At 35.5% G+C, this 19,286-nt stretch carries 22 protein-coding genes; 14 read left to right on the top strand and 8 right to left on the bottom strand.

Features of this window, described 5'->3' with window-relative positions; all coding sequences use genetic code 11:
* Positions 1 to 42: 42 nt before the first annotated feature.
* The 3 genes from lptC to metG form a co-directional block, all read right to left on the bottom strand.
* A complete protein-coding gene (gene lptC / locus FJR05_RS10780) occupies positions 43 to 1,287 on the bottom strand; it encodes an LPS export ABC transporter periplasmic protein LptC (protein ID WP_168644097.1) in 1,245 nt (414 codons plus the stop codon).
* On the bottom strand, positions 1,287 to 1,916 hold the full coding sequence (locus FJR05_RS10775) for an NYN domain-containing protein (RefSeq protein WP_096664423.1): 630 nt from the start codon (positions 1,914 to 1,916) through the stop codon (positions 1,287 to 1,289). Before FJR05_RS10775 ends, lptC begins: the two co-directional genes overlap by 1 nt.
* A gap of 301 nt (positions 1,917 to 2,217) precedes the next feature.
* Positions 2,218 to 3,813, bottom strand: coding sequence for a methionine--tRNA ligase (gene metG, locus FJR05_RS10770; protein ID WP_168644096.1), 1,596 nt, complete (start codon positions 3,811 to 3,813; stop codon positions 2,218 to 2,220).
* An 891-nt stretch (positions 3,814 to 4,704) separates the two neighbouring features.
* On the opposite strand from metG, the gene FJR05_RS10765 reads away from it, so the two are divergent.
* Entirely contained in the window at positions 4,705 to 5,550 is an 846-nt protein-coding gene (locus FJR05_RS10765) for an alpha/beta fold hydrolase (protein WP_168644095.1), read from the top strand.
* Positions 5,551 to 5,709: 159 nt separating this feature from the next.
* Here FJR05_RS10765 and FJR05_RS10760 read toward each other — a convergent pair whose 3' ends face one another.
* From FJR05_RS10760 to FJR05_RS10750, 3 genes are all read right to left on the bottom strand, one after another.
* Positions 5,710 to 6,099, bottom strand: a complete 390-nt coding sequence (locus FJR05_RS10760) for a DUF1815 family protein (RefSeq protein WP_168644094.1) — start codon at positions 6,097 to 6,099, stop codon at positions 5,710 to 5,712.
* Positions 6,100 to 7,143: 1,044 nt separating this feature from the next.
* Positions 7,144 to 7,527: a type II toxin-antitoxin system VapC family toxin gene (locus FJR05_RS10755; protein ID WP_168644093.1), complete on the bottom strand. Its 384-nt coding sequence runs from the start codon at positions 7,525 to 7,527 to the stop codon at positions 7,144 to 7,146.
* Complete coding sequence (locus FJR05_RS10750; protein ID WP_039200944.1) at positions 7,524 to 7,721, bottom strand: hypothetical protein; 198 nt, start codon at positions 7,719 to 7,721, stop codon at positions 7,524 to 7,526. The genes FJR05_RS10755 and FJR05_RS10750 overlap by 4 nt, the downstream gene beginning before the upstream one ends.
* 517 nt (positions 7,722 to 8,238) lie before the next feature.
* Between FJR05_RS10750 and FJR05_RS10745 the strand changes: the two genes are divergently transcribed.
* The 10 genes from FJR05_RS10745 to FJR05_RS10700 all read left to right on the top strand — a co-directional run bounded on the left by FJR05_RS10745 (position 8,239) and on the right by FJR05_RS10700 (position 15,944).
* Positions 8,239 to 8,595 carry a type II toxin-antitoxin system RelE/ParE family toxin gene (locus FJR05_RS10745; protein ID WP_168644092.1) on the top strand — a complete coding sequence of 119 codons (357 nt, stop codon included), beginning with the start codon at positions 8,239 to 8,241 and terminating at the stop codon, positions 8,593 to 8,595.
* Positions 8,592 to 8,912, top strand: a complete 321-nt coding sequence (locus tag FJR05_RS10740; RefSeq protein ID WP_168644091.1) for a helix-turn-helix domain-containing protein — start codon at positions 8,592 to 8,594, stop codon at positions 8,910 to 8,912. Before FJR05_RS10745 ends, FJR05_RS10740 begins: the two co-directional genes overlap by 4 nt.
* Positions 8,913 to 9,191: 279 nt before the next feature.
* Positions 9,192 to 9,515 (top strand): nucleotidyltransferase domain-containing protein, encoded by a 324-nt coding sequence (locus tag FJR05_RS10735; RefSeq protein ID WP_168644090.1) that lies wholly within the window; start codon positions 9,192 to 9,194, stop codon positions 9,513 to 9,515.
* Positions 9,512 to 9,892 carry a HEPN domain-containing protein gene (locus FJR05_RS10730; RefSeq protein ID WP_168644089.1) on the top strand — a complete coding sequence of 127 codons (381 nt, stop codon included), beginning with the start codon at positions 9,512 to 9,514 and terminating at the stop codon, positions 9,890 to 9,892. Before FJR05_RS10735 ends, FJR05_RS10730 begins: the two co-directional genes overlap by 4 nt.
* 440 nt (positions 9,893 to 10,332) lie before the next feature.
* Complete coding sequence (locus FJR05_RS10725) at positions 10,333 to 10,926, top strand: pentapeptide repeat-containing protein (RefSeq protein ID WP_168644088.1); 594 nt, start codon at positions 10,333 to 10,335, stop codon at positions 10,924 to 10,926.
* A gap of 115 nt (positions 10,927 to 11,041) precedes the next feature.
* A complete protein-coding gene (locus FJR05_RS10720) occupies positions 11,042 to 12,562 on the top strand; it encodes an AAA family ATPase (protein WP_217385570.1) in 1,521 nt (506 codons plus the stop codon).
* A 349-nt stretch (positions 12,563 to 12,911) separates the two neighbouring features.
* The gene (locus FJR05_RS10715; protein WP_168644087.1) at positions 12,912 to 13,286 is read left to right on the top strand and encodes a DUF1257 domain-containing protein; all 375 of its coding nucleotides are present in this window, start codon (positions 12,912 to 12,914) and stop codon (positions 13,284 to 13,286) included.
* A gap of 39 nt (positions 13,287 to 13,325) precedes the next feature.
* A complete protein-coding gene (locus tag FJR05_RS10710; protein WP_071188455.1) occupies positions 13,326 to 13,538 on the top strand; it encodes a DUF2997 domain-containing protein in 213 nt (70 codons plus the stop codon).
* A gap of 157 nt (positions 13,539 to 13,695) precedes the next feature.
* Complete coding sequence (locus tag FJR05_RS10705; RefSeq protein WP_168644086.1) at positions 13,696 to 14,247, top strand: nucleotide exchange factor GrpE; 552 nt, start codon at positions 13,696 to 13,698, stop codon at positions 14,245 to 14,247.
* 110 nt (positions 14,248 to 14,357) lie between these two features.
* Positions 14,358 to 15,944: an Hsp70 family protein gene (locus FJR05_RS10700; RefSeq protein WP_168644085.1), complete on the top strand. Its 1,587-nt coding sequence runs from the start codon at positions 14,358 to 14,360 to the stop codon at positions 15,942 to 15,944.
* A 201-nt stretch (positions 15,945 to 16,145) separates the two neighbouring features.
* Here the strand turns inward: FJR05_RS10700 and FJR05_RS10695 are convergent, their stop codons facing one another.
* Positions 16,146 to 16,478 carry a hypothetical protein gene (locus tag FJR05_RS10695; RefSeq protein WP_168644084.1) on the bottom strand — a complete coding sequence of 111 codons (333 nt, stop codon included), beginning with the start codon at positions 16,476 to 16,478 and terminating at the stop codon, positions 16,146 to 16,148.
* Entirely contained in the window at positions 16,465 to 16,869 is a 405-nt protein-coding gene (locus tag FJR05_RS10690; RefSeq protein WP_168644083.1) for a hypothetical protein, read from the bottom strand. The genes FJR05_RS10695 and FJR05_RS10690 overlap by 14 nt, the downstream gene beginning before the upstream one ends.
* A 250-nt stretch (positions 16,870 to 17,119) precedes the next feature.
* On the opposite strand from FJR05_RS10690, the gene dapB reads away from it, so the two are divergent.
* The 3 genes from dapB to FJR05_RS10675 all read left to right on the top strand — a co-directional run bounded on the left by dapB (position 17,120) and on the right by FJR05_RS10675 (position 19,170).
* Positions 17,120 to 17,956 (top strand): 4-hydroxy-tetrahydrodipicolinate reductase, encoded by an 837-nt coding sequence (gene dapB, locus FJR05_RS10685; protein ID WP_168644082.1) that lies wholly within the window; start codon positions 17,120 to 17,122, stop codon positions 17,954 to 17,956.
* A gap of 126 nt (positions 17,957 to 18,082) precedes the next feature.
* Positions 18,083 to 18,763 carry a phosphate ABC transporter permease gene (locus FJR05_RS10680; RefSeq protein WP_168644081.1) on the top strand — a complete coding sequence of 227 codons (681 nt, stop codon included), beginning with the start codon at positions 18,083 to 18,085 and terminating at the stop codon, positions 18,761 to 18,763.
* Between the two features lie 95 nt (positions 18,764 to 18,858).
* Positions 18,859 to 19,170 (top strand): hypothetical protein, encoded by a 312-nt coding sequence (locus FJR05_RS10675; protein WP_174783662.1) that lies wholly within the window; start codon positions 18,859 to 18,861, stop codon positions 19,168 to 19,170.
* The last annotated feature ends 116 nt before the right edge of the window (positions 19,171 to 19,286 follow it).

Here is a 19,286-nt window from a genome sequence, read left to right as displayed (position 1 = left end):
GAATGCCCACTCCCTCTACTTCCCCCACTCCCCCAACTCCCCCTACCTTCCCTCCTGGGGAATAATTTCTGTAACTACTCTGCTGTTGGCAGAATTACCACCTTTAACAACAATATTTTCTGTTTCTAAATTACCGACGGCTGTTTCTCCTTGAAAAGTTAGTTTTGGTTCAATTTGACGATAAATTATATTTCCTTGAGCTTCTAGCAATTTTTTATCTAAATACCAAGTTAGTTGATTTGATTTTAAAGACTGACTACGTTGCCCAACCGCATTAACATTACCAGTGAGATACACCGTGTTTTCTGGTATGTTCATTTTTCCCTGATTAGCGGTGACAGTCACATTCTCAACAGCTTGGAATATGCGAATAGGAGAATTTGTGGTAATATTTTCTTGGTTAATATTCCAGATTATAGAGTTACTATTAATTTGCATCGGTGGAGCTATTAACTCTAATTTTGCCTGTGGTTTGAGAGTAGCAATTTGAGTTTTTAAATTAATTTCTGCGGCGTTACCGTCACCACGTGCAGTAATTTTGTTATCTTTATATCTTTCTATTTGAATAGGGCGATCGCTAAATAATTTCTCCTCCTTAATATGCCACATTAAATGCTCAGTTCGCATTTGTAACTGTGGATCTGTGGATTTAGCAACTACTCCTCTTGAAAATTCTACCCGTTGTTCACGAGTCTTAATTTTTGCTTCTTGAGCTACAGCTTGTAATTGTTTGTGACTACCATTTAACTGATTGCGAACAATTAACAAATCTTCTTGAGGTCGCCATTCTAACTCATTACCTCTAAAGACAATCCCATTACGGGGATCGGTAGCGACAATTTTACCTTGAAGAAATAGTTGTTTACCATCTTGCTTAATGTTAGCTTTTTCTGCTTTAATTTGGTAGACAACTTTTCCATCTTGGTAAAGTTCTCCTTCGGGTTTTTCCGCCTGACCTATCTGTTTATCTTTAGTATATTTTGCCTCTTTAGCTTTAACTTTCCAAATTGGTCTACCTACCTCATCAAATTGTTCAAAAACAATCCCAAAAAAAGTTACCTTAGTTTCATCATCTTTTGGAGATAAAGGATCAGGTTTTGATTGGGTAGGTGATGGATTACCGCAACTCGATAAGCATAAACCTAAACATAATATCAAAGGCAGGTAAAACCAATTAGTTGGTAATGTTAACCCCAAAAACGAATAGAAGTAGGGAGAATGATTTTTAATTCCCCTCTGATGTTTTTCATCTTGTCTTCCATTCTCCCTAGCTTGTGAATGTTGCATTATTCTGGAACTTCTAGATGTCTACTACTATCTCTAGGATCGTCTAAAAAGCCCATACTAGACAATGGCCGATATGGATAACTTTGACGGGGAGTTTTTTGGATATCTTCTTTGATGGCTTCTAAATCAATATAGCGATCGCTCACATTAATTAAACTATCACTAGTCATAGAACGCAAGCTCACCACCTCTACCCTCACCCCACGATAGCTCACAGAATTGACAGCATAAGCCAAATCGCCGTCACCGCTGACTAAAACTGCGGTATCATAGGAATCGCACAATGCCATCATATCAACAGCTATTTCTACATCTAAGTTAGCTTTTTTAGAGCCATCTGGTAATTGTACCAAATCCTTAGCAATCACCCGATAACCGTTACGACGCATCCACAACAAAAAGCCCTGTTGCTTCTCATTTGTCCGATCTACACCTGTATAGAAAAAAGCCCGTAATAGTCTTGATCCCCCAGTCAACCGGCACAATAACTTAGTGTAATCAATTTCGATTCCTAATTGGAGCGCCGCATAAAATAAGTTTGAGCCATCAATAAAGATAGCCACCCGACCCCGATTTTCCAAAACCTGTTCTGGCGTGAATATTGAGTCGTTTTCAAAATTGTTCAACATTGTTGTCATACCTTGTGTTGTTATCCCTGTTATGATAGAAAGTTCTAACTATCTACTTGTTAGAGTTGGTTATGATAAGAATTCAGGATTATGGCTAACGCCACGCTATGCCTGATGCCTCCGGCACGCTACCGCGAACGGCACACTACGTGAACGCTATCAGAAGGCAAGAGGCAAGAGGCAAGAGGCAAGAGTAAAGATCAATATTAGATAACTATTATTCCCTGTTCCCTATTCCCTGTTCCCTGTTCCCCGAATTCTTTGGTTTTTTAAGAAATTCGCAGTTCCCAAAATTAATCTTTTATTTTGATGTTTCTATCCGTTTAAAAACTGGTTTTGGTGTTCCCAATATTTGTTGATCGGATAATATTCCCCATGTTGAGTGGGTACAAAAAGGAGCTAAAATTACACTTTCTTTTTGTTCATTAAAATTAATCCCCCAGCCTAATTGCTGATAAATATCACTGCTGATATTAGGAATAATTGGGGAGAGAAGATAAGCTGCTAGTCTGACAGATTCCAGAACCGCATATAGCACCATCTCCACTTCTAACTGTTTACCCTGTTTATATAATGACCAAGGGGCTTGATCATCAATAAATTTATTACTGGCTTGTACCAGAGATAAAACATAGTGACAGGCTTCATTAAAAGCTAATGCTGTGTAGGCTTGTTTCACCCTTTCTCCCAACTCTAACCCCATTGCTTTCAAAGGATTTTCAATGGGAATAGCTGATTGGTTAATGGACGGTACTTGACTAGCACAGTATTTCTTCACCATGTTTAAAGTCCGATTTAACAAATTACCTAAATCATTTGCCAAATCTGCATTCAAAACATTAATGAACCTTATTTCATTAAAATCGCCATCCTTCCCAAATTCGATTTCCTTAAGGAAGTAATAACGAACGGCATCACTACCATAATTTTCCACTAAAGTAATAGGATCAAGGGTATTACCTAAAGTCTTCCCCATTTTTTGACCATCTTTAGTTAAAAAACCATGTCCAAATACCCTGTCTGGTAAAGGTAAACCCGCTGACATCAACATTGCTGGCCAGTACACAGCATGAAAGCGTAAAATATCTTTACCAATCAAGTGCAGGTTAATCGGCCACCATGTTTGTAAAGCATTAGCTAGAGTTGCTTCTGCATCTGGTTCTAACAATGCTGTTACATAACCCAGCAAAGCATCAAACCATACATACAATGTATGTTGAGAATCCACAGGGACAGGAAAACCCCAATCAAGATTTACCCGCGAAATCGAAAAATCCTGTAAACCTTGAGCGACAAAATTGAAAACTTCATTTCGTCTGCTGACAGGTTGGATAAAATCTGGGTGGGATTGGTAAAACTCCTCTAATTGGGTTTGATATTTAGACAAGCGAAAGAAATAGTTCTGCTCGTCTCGCCACTCTACTTGTTTGTTAGTATGAATGGGACAGTGTTTGTCTGGGAGTAAGTCCCGTTCTTCCTTGAATTCTTCACAGGAAACGCAGTACCAACCTTTCTGTTGTCCTTGGTAGATGTCACCAGTTTCCCAAACTCGCCCAAAAAACTCTTTAACTATCGCTTGGTGACGGGGTGCTGTAGTCCGACTAAAGCGATCATATTGAATATCGAGTAAATCCCACAGGTTAAGAAAACTAGGAACAATTTCATCACAAAAATCTTGTGGTGCTTTTCCTAAATTTGCTGCTGAACGCTGAATTTTTTGCCCGTGTTCATCTGTACCTGTAATTAGTAGCACTTGATGCCCCTGTAAGCGATTAAATCTGGCGACTACATCCGCTGCTATAGTTGTATAAGCACTGCCAATATGGGGAACATCATTGACATAGTATAGTGGTGTGGTCAGTGCAAAAGTCTTTTCTGTTTTATTCACAAGATTCATGGACTATAAAAGCAAATTATTAATCAGTTTTCTCTATTAATAATCTAGATGATCTAGACAAAACTACGTAATTATATAACATTGCTACTGTTTTTTCAAACTCCTGGCGATGGATAACAAGTTTATGGACTGAAGAATTGTTTAATTACTTCTATAAATCCATCTGATTTTTGACTAAATCAGAGAAAGTATCTAAGCATTCAGCTATCAGTGGTCAGCAGTCAGCTAAAACCGGATTTTCTGCGTTTTGAAGTGGGGAGACTGACAACGTAAGCATTCAGCTATCAGCGGTCAGCTAAAACCAGATTTTCGGCGTTTTGAAATGGGGAAACTGACTAATATTCAGAATGCTGATCAATTCAATTCTTGCTGATAGCTGTTCGCTGACGGCTGATAGCTTACGAAAGTATTTACTAATAATCATGGTAAAACCTGTTTCTTTCCTTAGTAGTTACAGAGAATACACTAACTGAAACTCTAGCGATATAACTAATTCTGTGGATATAATTTTGCATATTAGATGTTCTCAGTAATAAGTGACCAAACTGTTAGTTTCAATTTTGAGTAATTTACTCAGTTTTTGTTCTAGAAATTCCTAAGTTAGCGAGCCTTGTTCGGAAATTTTCAATCCATTAATCATTGAACTAACTATTAGAAATTTACTCGAAGTATTTAGCTAAGGTCTATCAGATGAATGCTGAATCACATACTTATATATGATGAATACAAATTGCTATAAATTCTGTAATTATGGTTTCAGAGTGGATGATTTATTATCTGGAAAGGTTGATTTTAGACAAATGAGAAAAGATGAAAATTTCGTCACAATCCCTATCTTGATACTGAAAAGGGTAAAGTTAAAGATACAGTAGATGAATAAAAATAAGTAAAATGCCAGTAGTTGATCCTAAACCTTGTTTTTTAACGCCAAATCCAGTACAATCGGATTCTCCCTTATTTATCTATTTGCCAGGTATGGACGGGACTGGCGAGTTATTGCAATCTCAAATCCCAGAATTAGCCTCTAGTTTAGATATTCGTTGCTTGGCCATACCCAAAAACTGTCTGGCCAGTTGGGATGTTTTAGCGAAGAATGTTTTGGACTTGGTTCACGCTGAGTTAGAAAAAAGTTGTCAACGGACAATATATCTATGTGGTGAATCTTTTGGTGGTTGTTTAGCAATACAAGTCGCAATCCAGTCACCGCAGTTATTCAAACGTATTATCTTAATTAATCCTGCTTCGGCTTTGCAGCAGCAATTTTGGCTTAATTGGATATCCCCAGCTACTCAGTTTGTACCATCATTTCTATTTAATGTTGGTGCATTGGGTTTGTTACCGTTTCTAGCATCATTAGAACGGATTGCTCCAAGCGATCGCTATACACTACTTACAGCTATGCGTTCTCTACCATCAGAAACCGTAAATTGGCGCTTATCCCTACTGCGAGATTTCCATGTTGATAGCAAAGAGCTACAAGAGCTAACACAACCAATTTTACTCATTGGCAGTGGCAGCGATCGCTTATTACCTTCTGTGAGTGAAATCACCAGATTGGCAAATATTTTACCAAACACTCAGACATTGATCCTACCACATAGCGGCCATGCGTGTTTGTTAGAGAAAGATGTCAATCTCTATCAGATTCTCAAAGATAATGATTTTTTAGAAGTTAATATTAATATACCAAAAATTACCAAATCAACGGACAGCCCTATTTTCACCAAGTCTATGTGAAGCCCGGTTATATTAGTATAGGGGCAATTTATATAGCTTGCTTCCGAAAGGGTCTTGCCCCTACAATGCGTAATTTTACAAAGATATTATAGGCAGATATTCATCCTCCCACAGGTAACAGAAAATAGCAGCCTGAAATACCAATATAGTGTCAGGGGATTATCGGTGAGTTTTCACACTTCCCACTGCATTCTGTAAAATCCGTTTACTCTTCGCAGATGAATGTTCAGTATCCTTAGAGTTTCGCATCGCCTCTTTAACAAGAGTAGCTAGTTCCTCTAACTGATTAATTGCTTCTGCACCCTCTAATTTCATTAACTCTCGATCATCACGCATTTCTGTCCAAGTAATCCCATAATCGGATACTAAAAAACGAATTAAATGATTATCGCCTAAGCTTACCATAAAAGATGCACTGTTCATTTGGTCGCCGCAAGTATAACAAGAAGCTGGATAACCATACCTCTCTAGTACAACTGCTAAAGCTTGCAAATTCATTACCAAATCTTGAACAAATTGTCTATGCTCGTTTGCTAGTCTTAAAAACACTTGTCCCTCCAGACACCACAGTCATTTGAGTTTATTTTATATTTTCTTTAGATTTTCTCATGAACTGGTATTGTAGAATAGTTTTTACAATTTTTTGTGTTTCATGAGTTCGTTAATTAGTTAACTCGTCCAGGTTAGTAGATAACGATTCTTAAAGAAGTATCAAACTATTCAATTTATCAGGTAGTTATCACAGACTTAGTTACTAAAATTCACATTTTGGCTTTCTCGATCTGTCAGAACTATACTTGATAAAATTGAGACCCTATCAGCCTAACTTAAATTCGTTTATAGTCAAGTTCGTTAAACGTATATATGGCACTATTACGGGTGATGTAGAGCCATATTAGGATGATTTATTCAGTCTAACGCTTATTTTCGTTCCTGGTATTTTTATCTCCATCTTAAATAAGCCTCAGATCATATAACATAGATTGAGATTAACACAAGTGTTGAATATACTTAATCAATGTATGGTTTCGTATACATTTTGACACCCTCCGTAATACTGCTCCTAGCATTACGGAAGCTGATTTGATTATTTGAAGAACTATAGAAATTCTAAATTTTGCTAAAGCAAATATTGATTATTTATAAATTGAGGTCATGTTGTCAGAATCAGGATATCCGGTTACTGAGCGAAGTCGAAGTACAGGATTAGAGGATTAACAGGATGATTATTGCAAAATTTATTTAGTCCGTTTTAACGGACTTTAGCTATGAGACTGGGAATTTATTCCCAGGCGTGTGATGATGCTTCACGAAGCATAGTATTTTGTCGAAATCAGGATAACCAGGATTATAGGATTTACAGGATGGTTATTTGATGGTTAATGGCTGTTACTTATATATTTATTCTTACATCTCACTTCATAAATATTCACTTTTCTCTATACTAATCATCAACAACCAACCAATAATCAAACAATCACATCCTGTACATCCTTAAATCCTGGACATCCTGATTCTGACAATAATATTAGAAAAAGCTGAGAGGAGTTTACAAGCAGCAGAACTTAATAAAAGTCATACCCTCCTCCATTATCAACTAACAAAAGGATTCTCAATCTTTAGTCCAGTAATTCCTTTAAAATCACTGACATTTCTTGTTACTAAAAATGCGTCTTGATTTATTGCTGTAGCGGCGATAATTGCATCAGGAAGTTTAATTTTATATTGTCGTTTGATTTGGATTGTCTGACTTTCAATTTCTCGTAACAATGGAACTGTATTAAACTGAGATAGTAAATCTTCAATAGACTGTTCCTCTTCTTTTGATAAGCCGGCAAAACTCAGTAATTCAATGCGGATAATCGGTGAAACTAGAATTTCGTGCAAATTCAAAAACTCTTCTGTAAACCATGAATTAACCGTTATATCATCAGCTAGATAGTAAATAAAAATATTGGTATCATAAAGATATTTCATTCTTCCCATTCCTGACGCAGAGTATCTAAATGAGCTAACATTGCTGCTTTTTTATGCTTTAAAATTCCTTTGGCTTGAATAATTTTTTCATAGTCTTTTTTCCAATGTAATAGCATTGATTCAGGTACATCTACTGTAATTGAATCTTCATCTTGAGATACAAGATAATGTCTTGGTATTTTGATTAATGGCATAGTTTTATGCTCCTGTTTCTCTCAATTCCGATTGTAACATATTGTCAGATATTATAAAATTGTCAGAATCAGGATATCCAGGATTAAAGGATTTTCAGGATTGTTATTTGATGGTGGATAAATGAGACTTATGTATTGGTTCTTACATCTCACTTCATAGATATTTACTTTTCTCTATACTAATCATTAACAACTAACCAATAATCAAACAATCACATCCTGTACATCCTTAAATCCTGGACATCCTGATTCTGACAATATTAAATTTATCTAAAAACCTAGCAAAATTACCCAAATATGGTATATTTAATAGAGGATATATTAAACAAAAGTTGATTCAGATCAATGTACAACTGATTGAGATAACATAAGTAGGTCAACAGGAAAATTTAAAGGTATGTAACGGTATGTAAAGTTGTCTCAATGCGATATTCTGATTGAGTTTCAGCCATTTTATAAAACGCAATACCCCTCATTTTTATTTTGTTCACCTACTTAGAATAAGTTAAATGAATTTATGGAATGGAATATAATATTTGATCCAGATTTTAGAAATTGGTTTTATCAACAAGAACAGGGATTTCAAAATGAAGCATTTGCTATATTAGGTATTTTAGCAGAATTTGGACCCAGTTTAGGAAGACCAAGAGTTGATACTTTAGAAGGTTCTGGTTTCAGCAATATGAAAGAACTGCGTATTCAACATCAAGGAGAACCCTGGCGGATTTTATTTGCATTTGATCCTAAAAGACAAGCGATTTTATTAGTTGGAGGTAACAAAGCTGGTAATAAAAAATGGTATAAAGAAAATATTCCCATAGCAGATAAACGGTATAGAGAATATTTGGAGACACTCAAGGAAGAAAAATCATGAAAAAATATACAACTTTATCTGAAGAATTAAATCAACTTTCTCAAGAAAGGAAAGAAATTATTGCTGTAAGAACTTCTGAAATAAGGTTAGAAGAAATTACGCTTCAACATTTGGGGGAAAAACTGGGTTTATCACAATCAGAATTAGCTGCTAGTTTAGAGTTATCCCAAAGAGAAATATCTGATTTAGAAATTGGACAAAGTTTAGAATTAAATACACTGCGTAATGTTGTTAATGCTTTAGGAGGAACTATGGAAATTATTATTAAACTTCCTAACAAAGAACCTATTATGATGAATTTGTCAGAATTAGGATAACCAGAGGAGGTGTGAAAACTTCTCCATATAATTTCTGCAATAATTCTAAATAACCAACTTGATGAAGATATAGCAGAGGAGAAGTATTGACAATCACTAAAGAATCAGGCATTGTTAACATCTTGTTCTAATTAAACAATCACATCCTCTACATCCTTAAATCATGGACATTATCTCGACTTCGCTCGATAACCACCTGATTCAGACAATAATATGCTATTTTGAATATAGGATACATCAAAGTAACTATTAACTCAGAGTAATCGTTGATTAAAAATTATGCTAAATCAACCTATTTCCACTGTTTTAAACCAAGTGCAGCAAAAGTTAAAACAACTTTATGGAGAACAGTTAGAAAAACTAATTTTATATGGTTCACAAGCTAGAGGAACAGCACAACCAGATTCAGATATTGATATTTTAATTGTGTTAAAAGATGTTTTTGACTATTCCCAAGAAAGTGAAAAAATTAGTCAATTAATCGCTGATTTGTGCCTAGAATATAATGTTTTAATCAGTTGTGCTTTTGCTAATTCTGAACAATTAAAACATCATGATAGTGGGTTTTTTCGTAATGTTAGAAAAGATGGTTTAGTAATATGAATTATGAACAACAAAGATTGTTAGAAAAAGCTGAGAGGAGTTTACAAGCAGCAGTAGAACTTAACCAAAAAGGTTTTGCTGAATTTGCTGTTTCTCGCGGTTATTATGCTATGTTTTATATTGCTACGGCTTTTTTAGAAGGGGAAGGACTAGCTTATTCTAAACATTCAGCCGTTATTGCTGCTTTTGGAGAAAAATTTGCCCGTACAGAACGAGTTCCTCGTGAATTTCATCGTTATTTAATTGATGCAGAAAGAACTCGTTTACGAGGTGATTATAATACTGATCCTAATATTACAGAAGATGATGCGGATCTGATTATTCAAAGAACTATAGAAATTCTGAATTTTGCCAAAGCGAATATTGATTGTTTATAAATTGAGGCTATTTTGTCTGAATCAGGTGGTTACTGAGCGAAGTCGAAGTACAGGATTAGAGGATTTACAGGATGATTATTTGATGGTTAATGACTATTAACTTAATATTTTGTCAGAATCAGGATAACCAGGATTAAAGGATTTACAGGATTGTTATTTCATGATTACTAGACGTGAATGATGTATTGATTATTAAAGTAATTTCATGAAAATTAACCTTTCTCCATACTAATCATCAACACCTAACCAATAATCAAACAATCACATCCTGTACATCCTTAAATCCTGTACTTCGACTTCGCTCAGTAACCACATGATTCAGACAAATGTAAAATTTTGACTTTTGACTTTTGACTTTTGACTTCCCGAAGGGTGTCCTGATTCTGACAGTAATATGCTATTTTAGATACAGCATACACGAAACTAACCATTAACGAATCATGAATAATCCACAACAACCCCTAGAATACGATGCTGTGCTTGGTGGTGAAAATCAAATATCAAGTAGTCCTGATCTGAAAATGACCACAGAAAGGGCAGTTAATTTGTTAAAAGCTGGTGATCTAGGAATTAGACTATGGAATAAATTTAGAAAAGAAGAAACGTATATTCCTAGTCTTGAAGGAGTTGATTTGAGTGGACAAGATTTACATTATGCTAATTTTTCTAATGCTAATCTTCAAGGTGCAAAATTGACTTCCGTGTATTATGCTAATTTTTCTAATGCTAATCTTCAAGGTGCAAAATTGACTTCCGTGTATTGTGCTAATTTTTCTAATGCTAATCTTCAAGGTGCAGATTTGAGTAGTGCTTATGCAGAGATTGCTGATTTTTCTAATGCTGATTTAACTGACACTAAATTTGATGGTGGTAATTTATCTAGGGCAAAACTTAAAAATGCCATTATTGCTAATACAAGTTTTTTAGGCACAAATCTTGAAGGCGCTGATGTAACAGGAACTAAAATTTTTTTAGCCAATGTTAATAAAGAAACTCTGACAGATGAAATTTCTGGAATTGACAAATTATATTAATTTAAATTGCTATTCATTCAGACATTTATTTTCTTCTTTGCGTCTTTGCTTCTTTGCAACTTTGCGCGAAATAAAAACCCAATAAACTAACAACTACCCCCCCCATTTATACATAATGAATAACCCCCATCAACAACTACTCCAACAAATAGACCTCATGCTTCGCGCCCGCTATCCCCTACTATATATAGTCGGAGTCGAAGAAGAACCAATAGAACAAGTCCTCCAACAACTCACCCAAATATCCCAGACACCACGACAACTATTATTATGGGATATCGTCACCGGTTGGGATGACAACGGAACTGATAAAGGTTCAGTCATGGGTGCATTATCAAGAATTACCAAAACCCCAGAAAATACAACCACAATATTTGTATTGCGAGACATACATTTTATCCTCAAAAACCCCGAAACAGAAAAAAATGCTCCCGTAATTCGGGCTATCAAAAACCTCACCCGTCAACTCAAACGCACACGCCAAACCCTCATCCTCACCAGTCATATATTAACCATTCCCCCAGAACTACAAGAAGAAATTACAGTAATTGATTTTCCCTTACCCAACATCCAAGAAATAGATTATTTAATTCAGCAATTAATAGTCCCCGAAAAACTTAACTTAAATGGACTAGGAAAAGAACAATTAATCAAAGCCTGTCAAGGATTAAGTCGCGCCAGAATTAGAAGAGTATTAGCCGCCGCTTTAGTAGCAAAAGAAAAAGTCAACGAAACAGATATTGATAGAGTTTTAGAAGAGAAAAAACAAGCAGTTCGCCAAACCGGAATCTTAGAATTTTACACCGCCAATGAATCATTAAAAGATGTCGGTGGTTTGGAAAATCTCAAACAGTGGGTGCGAATGCGTCAAGATGCTTTTACCGAAGAAGCAAGACGTTATGGAATCCCCAACCCCAAAGGCGTTTTATTAGTAGGAATCCAAGGAACAGGAAAATCATTATCAGCCAAAACTATCGCATATCAATGGCGTTTACCATTGTTACGTTTAGACGTGGGGAGATTATTTGGGGGAATAGTGGGAGAAAGTGAAAATCGCATTCGCCAAATGATACAATTAGCAGAAGCAATATCACCCTGTGTATTATGGATGGATGAAATAGATAAGGCATTTGGTAATATTAATAGTGGTGTAGATGGTGACTCTGGCACATCGCGCCGGGTATTTGGTACACTAATTACCTGGATGCAAGAAAAAACCAGTCCGGTGTTTATGGTAGCTACTGCTAATAATGTGCAAATATTACCAGCAGAGTTATTAAGAAAAGGGCGATTTGATGAAATATTCTTTTTAAATTTACCCACAGAACAAGAACGCCATGATATTTTTAAAGTCCACTTGCAAAAAATCCGTCCTTCCCGACTGCGAGATTTTGATTTACAAAGACTCGCAAATCATAGCGAAAACTTTAGCGGTGCTGAAATTCAACAGGTAATTATTGATGGAATGCACCGCGCTTTTGGTAGTTTAATAGATGGTAATAGGCGGGATTTTAACACGGAAGATATTTTAGCGGCGGTATCGGAAACTGTTCCTTTGGCGGCTATTGCTAAGGAACAAATTACTAGTTTAAAACGCTGGGCTGCGGAAGCTGGCGCAAGAACGGCTTCTATATGATACACTGTTAATTGAGGAGTTGAAGGTTTATTCTCAGCAGCAGGGTTTGGGTCCTTTGGAGGTTGATTAATAAATTTTAATGAACCACGAAGACACGAAGGGAAACTGTAGGGTGCGTCAGATATCAAGAATTTGTTTCTTTATGTTATTTATTCTGTCTGACGCACCTTACTAATTAAAATGAACCACGAAGACACGAAGGAAAACTGTAGGGTGCGTCAGATATCAAAAATTTGTTTTTTATGTTATTTATTCTGTCTGACGCACCCTACTAATTTACTATAAGCCTCTCTCCTATTAGGGGAGAGGTTTGGAAAGGGGTTAAAAATACATAAGGAGTTGATTTTCTATGTCTCATTTTACAACTATCAAGGTGCAAATTAAACAGGGTGAAGTGCTACTTCAAGTATTAAAGGAGTTGGGTTATCAAGTTGAACAAAATACTCAGGTTCGGGGTTATATGGGTAATAAAACTAATGCTGAATATGTGATTAAGCAATCTAATGGTTATGATTTAGGTTTTCGTAAAAGTGGAGAAAGTTATGAATTAGTGGCTGATTTTTGGGGTGCGAAAATTAATCAGCAGGAGTTTATTAATAATATTAGTCAAAAGTACGCCCATAAAACTTTGATGGAAACCATACAAACTGAGGGTTTTAATGTGGAGGAAGAGGAAGTTTTAGCAGATGGTACAGTGCGGGTTTTAGTTGGTAGATGGGTTTAATTTCTGATCTGTTGACATTATTAAAAAGGAAAAATTATTATGGCTGAATATCAAAAAATTGAATATCGCATTGGTAAAGATGGTAAAATTGTGGAACGGGTTTTAAATGCAACTGGTTCTAGTTGTGTGGAAACTACAAAAGGGTTAGAAAAATCTTTGGGAGAAATAGAATCTCAGGAATTATTACCGGAATATTATCAAGATGATGAGTTAATTACAACTTCCGAAAATCAATCTTTACAACAACAGTAATTCCTCGTTCCTTGTCTCTGACAAGGAATGCAATATAGAGGCTCTGCCTCTTCTGATAAAATAGAGGTAGAACCTCTAAGATTGCATTCCCAGTCTGGAGACTGGGAACGAGAATAAAAAGTCGGGGATTTGCAGACAAACTACATAAACAAATAATATGCTAGAACAAATTAATAATATTGCTTTTGCTGTAATTCTCGTAATCATCGTTTATATTACTCTGCGGATATTATTCCTAGAAAATAATCAAGATACACTTATTAATAATCAATCTGTAACTCCTCCAGACACAGAACAGAAGATTAAAGATTTAGAAATTCAATGTCAACGACTCAGGGAGGAATTAAAACAACAATCTCAACAATTACAAAGTGATTTTCAAAACGAAACATTTACCCAATTACAAACTTTACTCAGCAACTATCCCACAGTCAAAAAAATAGCTTTAGCTAAACCTGAATTACCAGCTAAAAACCTAGTTTCTCTATTTACATCTTTGGATAATTTAATTACCAGTTGGGGTTATACTGTCATTGGAGAAACCTGGGAACAAGTTAATTATAATCCCCAATTACATCAAGCTGATAGTGATGATATTCAAGAAGGGGAATTAGTATATATTCGTTTTATTGGTTATCAAGATGGTGATAAAGTTCTCTATCCTGCTAAGGTTAGTCGCACTCTACCAGTAGGTTTTAATAATAATTAAATGATAATATCGTAGGTTGGGTTAAGCGAAGCGCAACCCAACAAAACAGATAGATAATTAATGTTGGGTTTCGTTCCTCAACCCAACCTACTATTAATGATTAATGAATTATGACAACTATTGCAATTGATTTTGGTACAAGTAATACTGTAATTAGTATTTTAGAAGCTGATACTCAACAACCTAAAAGTTTACGTTTTCCTAATTTATCTCGTGTATTTGTGGGTGTGACTTCTCACGGTGAAAGATTAGAATATCCGGTTATTCCTAGTTTAATGTTTATTAAATCAGGTAATAATATTATATTAGGTGAAGGTGTTAGAAGTCAAAGATTAGGACTTTCTCAAAGTTATCCTCCTGAACGGTTATTTAAAAAGTTTAAACGTGATTTAGCTGGAGATTATCAACCACCAGCAATTCAAATTGATGGTATAAATTATCATTCTGTTTCTGTTTCTGAGTTGTTTATCCAAACTATTTGGACAGAAATTAAAAAGCAAAATATCGAACCTAGTCATTTAATTTTTACTGTTCCCGTTGGTGCTTTTGAACGTTATTTAGATTGGTTTCGAGATTTAGGTCAAAAATTAAATGTTCCTCAAGTTTCCATTGTTGATGAATCTACAGCAGCAGCTTTAGGATATGCTGTAAAAAGTCCTGGTGAGTTAATTTTAGTGGTTGATTTTGGTGGGGGAACTCTCGATTTAAGCTTAGTTAAAACTGTAACTAATTCTGATGAAAATAACAGTTTACGCGCTGAGGTTTTAGCTAAATCGGAAGCTTATGTAGGTGGTGAAGATATTGATGTTTGGATAGTTGATGATTATTTACATTCTCGAAATTTAACACTGGAACAAGTAGGAAAAATTGGTTATCAGAATTTATTAGAAATTGCGGAAAGGTTAAAAATTCAATTATCAAAAAATCAATCTGTTTCTGAAAGTTGGTTAGATGATGAATCTTTTACTTCTGATGAAATAAAACTTACTCGTGAAAAATTAGAAGAGATTTTAGAATATAGACAGTTTTTACAACAGTTACGAGATACCTTAGATGAGGTTTTGGCTTCTGCTTTGCGAAAGGGTATTAGTAAAAATGATATTGAACAGGTTTTATTAGTGGGAGGAAGTTGTTTAATTCCCGCAGTTCAACAATTAATAATTTCTTATTTTGGTAAAACTAAAGTAAAGTTAAATAAACCTTTTGATGCTGTCTGTCATGGTGCATTAGCAATTACGCAGATTACCGAAATAGATGATTTTTTGCGTCATAGTTATGCAATTAGATTATGGGAAAGTTATAGCAAAAGTTATATTTATCATCGCTTATTTACTAAGGGTGAAAAATATCCTTGTCAAAGTCAAGAATGGTTAAATCTGCAAGTTGCAAATAATGGACAAAAAGAGATTCGTTTAGATATTGGTGAATTAGGTGATATGTCACAAACAGAAATTGCTTTTGATGCTGCGGGAAGAATGACTTCTAGCACTCTTCAACATCAAGAAAGTTACCGTTCCCTAAATAATCAAAATCAACAGGTTTGTGTGGCAAAACTTAACCCACCAGGAGAAGCGGGATTTGATAGAATATCCGTATTATTTGAGGTAGATTCTCGACGGACTTTATTAGCAACTGTGAAAGATTTACTAACAGGTGAAGTCTTAGTAAATAGGGGTGAAATTTATAAGTTGACATAAATACAGGACTTACGCAACTGGCACATTGATAGGGTGTGGTTCGACAAGCTCACCAACCACGTCAGATATCAACAATCTGTTTATTTACAGGATTTATGCGGTCTGACGCACCCTACAACAAATTTTTAGTGTGACACTTGCATAAGTCCTAAAATAAAATCATCTAAGTATTGGTATGAGAAAAAACCAAATTTTGTAATTTTAATCGTATCTATCTTTTTTAGATTTAATCACTTCAATAACATTATCATGGTCTTGACCACCAATAATGTCTTTTAAATGAATTCTACCTTCAATATACTGTAAATGAATTCGCCAACCAGATATTTTATCAATGTCAGCACGGTAAATAGCTTGTTTAATACCTGTCACTTTATGCAATCTAGTTTTAGGAAAGTTTCTGGTTCTGTGACATTCATTATCTTCTAATTCTGCTAAAGATTGCAGAAAATTAAGTTTCAAATCTTCTGGAAGAATTTTCATGGCTTCATAAATCACACCATACTCATCTAATAGAGGTTTAATTTGTGCCATTTCCCAGAATAAGAGGTTCTAATTCTTGATTTTCTTCGACGGTAAAATCTTGATAAATTAATTCAGCTACTGCGTTATATGCTTTTTGGGCATCTGCTAATTTAACAAATCTAAATAAAGTAATAACTGTACAATCAAAAATTGGATCATCGTCAATAGTTAAAATCACTCTTTGATCATTATTAATTTTCAAAGCATATATAGTTGAATCATAGGAATGATTGAGTTTAAGATTTCTGAGTTGTTCGCTACTTTGATAAAATAACATCTTATCCTGAGATAAGATTTCAAAATACCGATTCATTTCTTTAATAATTTTGAATTTGTCTGTATCATTAAATTGTTCTAAATCTTTTTCAAAATCCTTGGTAGATTCAATGAGTATTTCCACAGTTTTAACTCCTGAGTCTAAATTGTCAAGTTACTGCAAATTTAACTTTAGATATATAAACAATATGGCAGCTATGATACTAGAATAGTTTAATTATATTGCTACTTAACTTTTTTGACAAGATCCACTAATATTGATAGTTGCTTAGGACAAAACGAATCATCATTGTAGGTTAATGACGAGTTCGTTTTTATAAAACTTGGATTTGTGAGACAATTTCTTTGTTGAATTAAAAATAATTGTTTAATCTATGAGCAATCAAACTTCTATTCCGGTGATTGTCAATGGTGCTGCTGGTAAAATGGGACGTGAAGTAATTAAAGCCGTAGCATCAGTATCTGATTTGACTTTAATGGGGGCAATTGACACAACTGCTGAACATCAAGGTAAAGATGCGGGGGAATTGGCAGGTTTAAGTGAACCATTGGAAGTACCAATTACGAATCAATTAGAGCCAATGTTGGCGTATGTGGCTGGGGAGAGACAGATGCAACCGGGGGTATTAGTTGATTTTACCCATCCTGATGCAGTTTATAATAATATTCGCAGTGCGATCGCCTATGGAATTCGTCCAGTTGTGGGAACTACAGGTTTAAGTCCAGCACAACTGGAAGAATTAGCCGATTTTGCCGAAAAAGCCAGTACCGGTTGTTTGGTTATTCCTAACTTTTCCATTGGTATGGTACTACTCCAAGAAGCTGCTGTCAGAGCTTCCCAGTATTTTGATCATGTAGAAATTATCGAACTCCATCATAACCAAAAAGCTGATGCTCCTAGCGGTACAGCCATTCAAACTGCTCAACTATTAGCGGAAATGGGTAAAACTTTTAATCCTGCTATTGTGGAAGAAACGGAGAAAATAGCCGGAGCTAGAGGCAGTTTAGCAGACGAAGGGATTAGAATTCATAGTGTCCGCTTACCAGGACTAATTGCCCACCAAGAAGTAATTTTTGGCGCAGCAGGACAAATTTATACATTACGTCATGATACCAGCGATCGCGCCTGTTATATGCCAGGAGTAATATTAGCCATTCGCAAAGTTAATCAGCTAAAGTCATTAGTATATGGCCTAGAAAAAATACTTTAAAAAGAAGAAGTCAGGAGTCAGGAGTCAGAATAATAATATAGAGGGAAGTAAAATTTTCTCAACCTCATCAAAGTTGACTTCAAAAGCCAATCCAAAATCTAAAATCCAAAATCCAAAATGTAAAATATGCTCGTTCCCTTAACTCGCCAAAAATTTGAACAAATCATCCCCCTAATTGCCTCTGGACCACAATATAAATACTATTGGGGGAAAGTAAGCAGTTTTTTGCAACGGATACTAATTTCTGTAGTTATCTTAGCTATACTACTGCTGATACAATTCTTGTTTAGATTAGAATTTGGATTAATATTCTTTTTTGGAGTATTTGGCGGTTTCTTTTGGCTTTGGTATCCCATATTCCAAGCAAGTATTCGCAATAGAAAATGCCGCCGATACAAATACAGTGGCTTTTTTCGGGGACGAGTGTTAGATTGGTGGATTACAGATCGGTTGATGGGTAAACAAGAAACCGTTAATAGTAAAGGTGAATTAGTCATCATCGAGAACCGCGAAAAGCGGATTAACTTAGAAATAGGCGACGACACAGGATTTACGGTGGAGTTTGAAGCTCCACTACGTAACGCTCACAAAGTAATTGCTCGTGGACAAATAGCTGAAATGGTGGTCATGTCCAATAGTTCTGATTTAAGCACCATTGAAGAATTCACCGACATATATATTCCTAGTCGTGATTTGTGGGTAAGTGATTACCCTTATGTCCGCAGAGACTTTTTCAATGAAGTTAGTGTGCGCTTACGGGCAGACCAAGAAAGAAGACCCCGCCGTCGTTCAGGAAATAGGAGGTAGGGGCGCAGGGCCTGCGCCCTTCGTCAGGAGTCAGGAGTTGGAATAAAGAAGAAGAAGGGAGTCGGAATAAAGAAGAAAGAAGGAAAAAAGAAAAATTGCCCCCTACTCCCCCTACTCTTCGTTTAGATATTGGTGAATTAGGTGATATGTCACAAACAGAAATTGCTTTTGATGCTGCGGGAAGAATGACTTCTAGCACTCTTCAACATCAAGAAAGTTACCGTTCCCTAAATAATCAAAATCAACAGGTTTGTGTGGCAAAACTTAACCCACCAGGAGAAGCGGGATTTGATAGAATATCCGTATTATTTGAGGTAGATTCTCGACGGACTTTATTAGCAACTGTGAAAGATTTACTAACAGGTGAAGTCTTAGTAAATAGGGGTGAAATTTATAAGTTGACATAAATACAGGACTTACGCAACTGGCACATTGATAGGGTGTGGTTCGACAAGCTCACCAACCACGTCAGATATCAACAATCTGTTTATTTACAGGATTTATGCGGTCTGACGCACCCTAC

Origin of the sequence: Dolichospermum sp. UHCC 0259, assembly GCF_009711935.1 — a bacterium.
In the GTDB taxonomy this organism is placed as follows: Bacteria; Cyanobacteriota; Cyanobacteriia; order Cyanobacteriales; family Nostocaceae; genus Dolichospermum.
The sequence above is the reverse complement of the archived record's forward strand: the minus strand, read 5'-3'. Positions and strand labels throughout refer to the sequence as shown.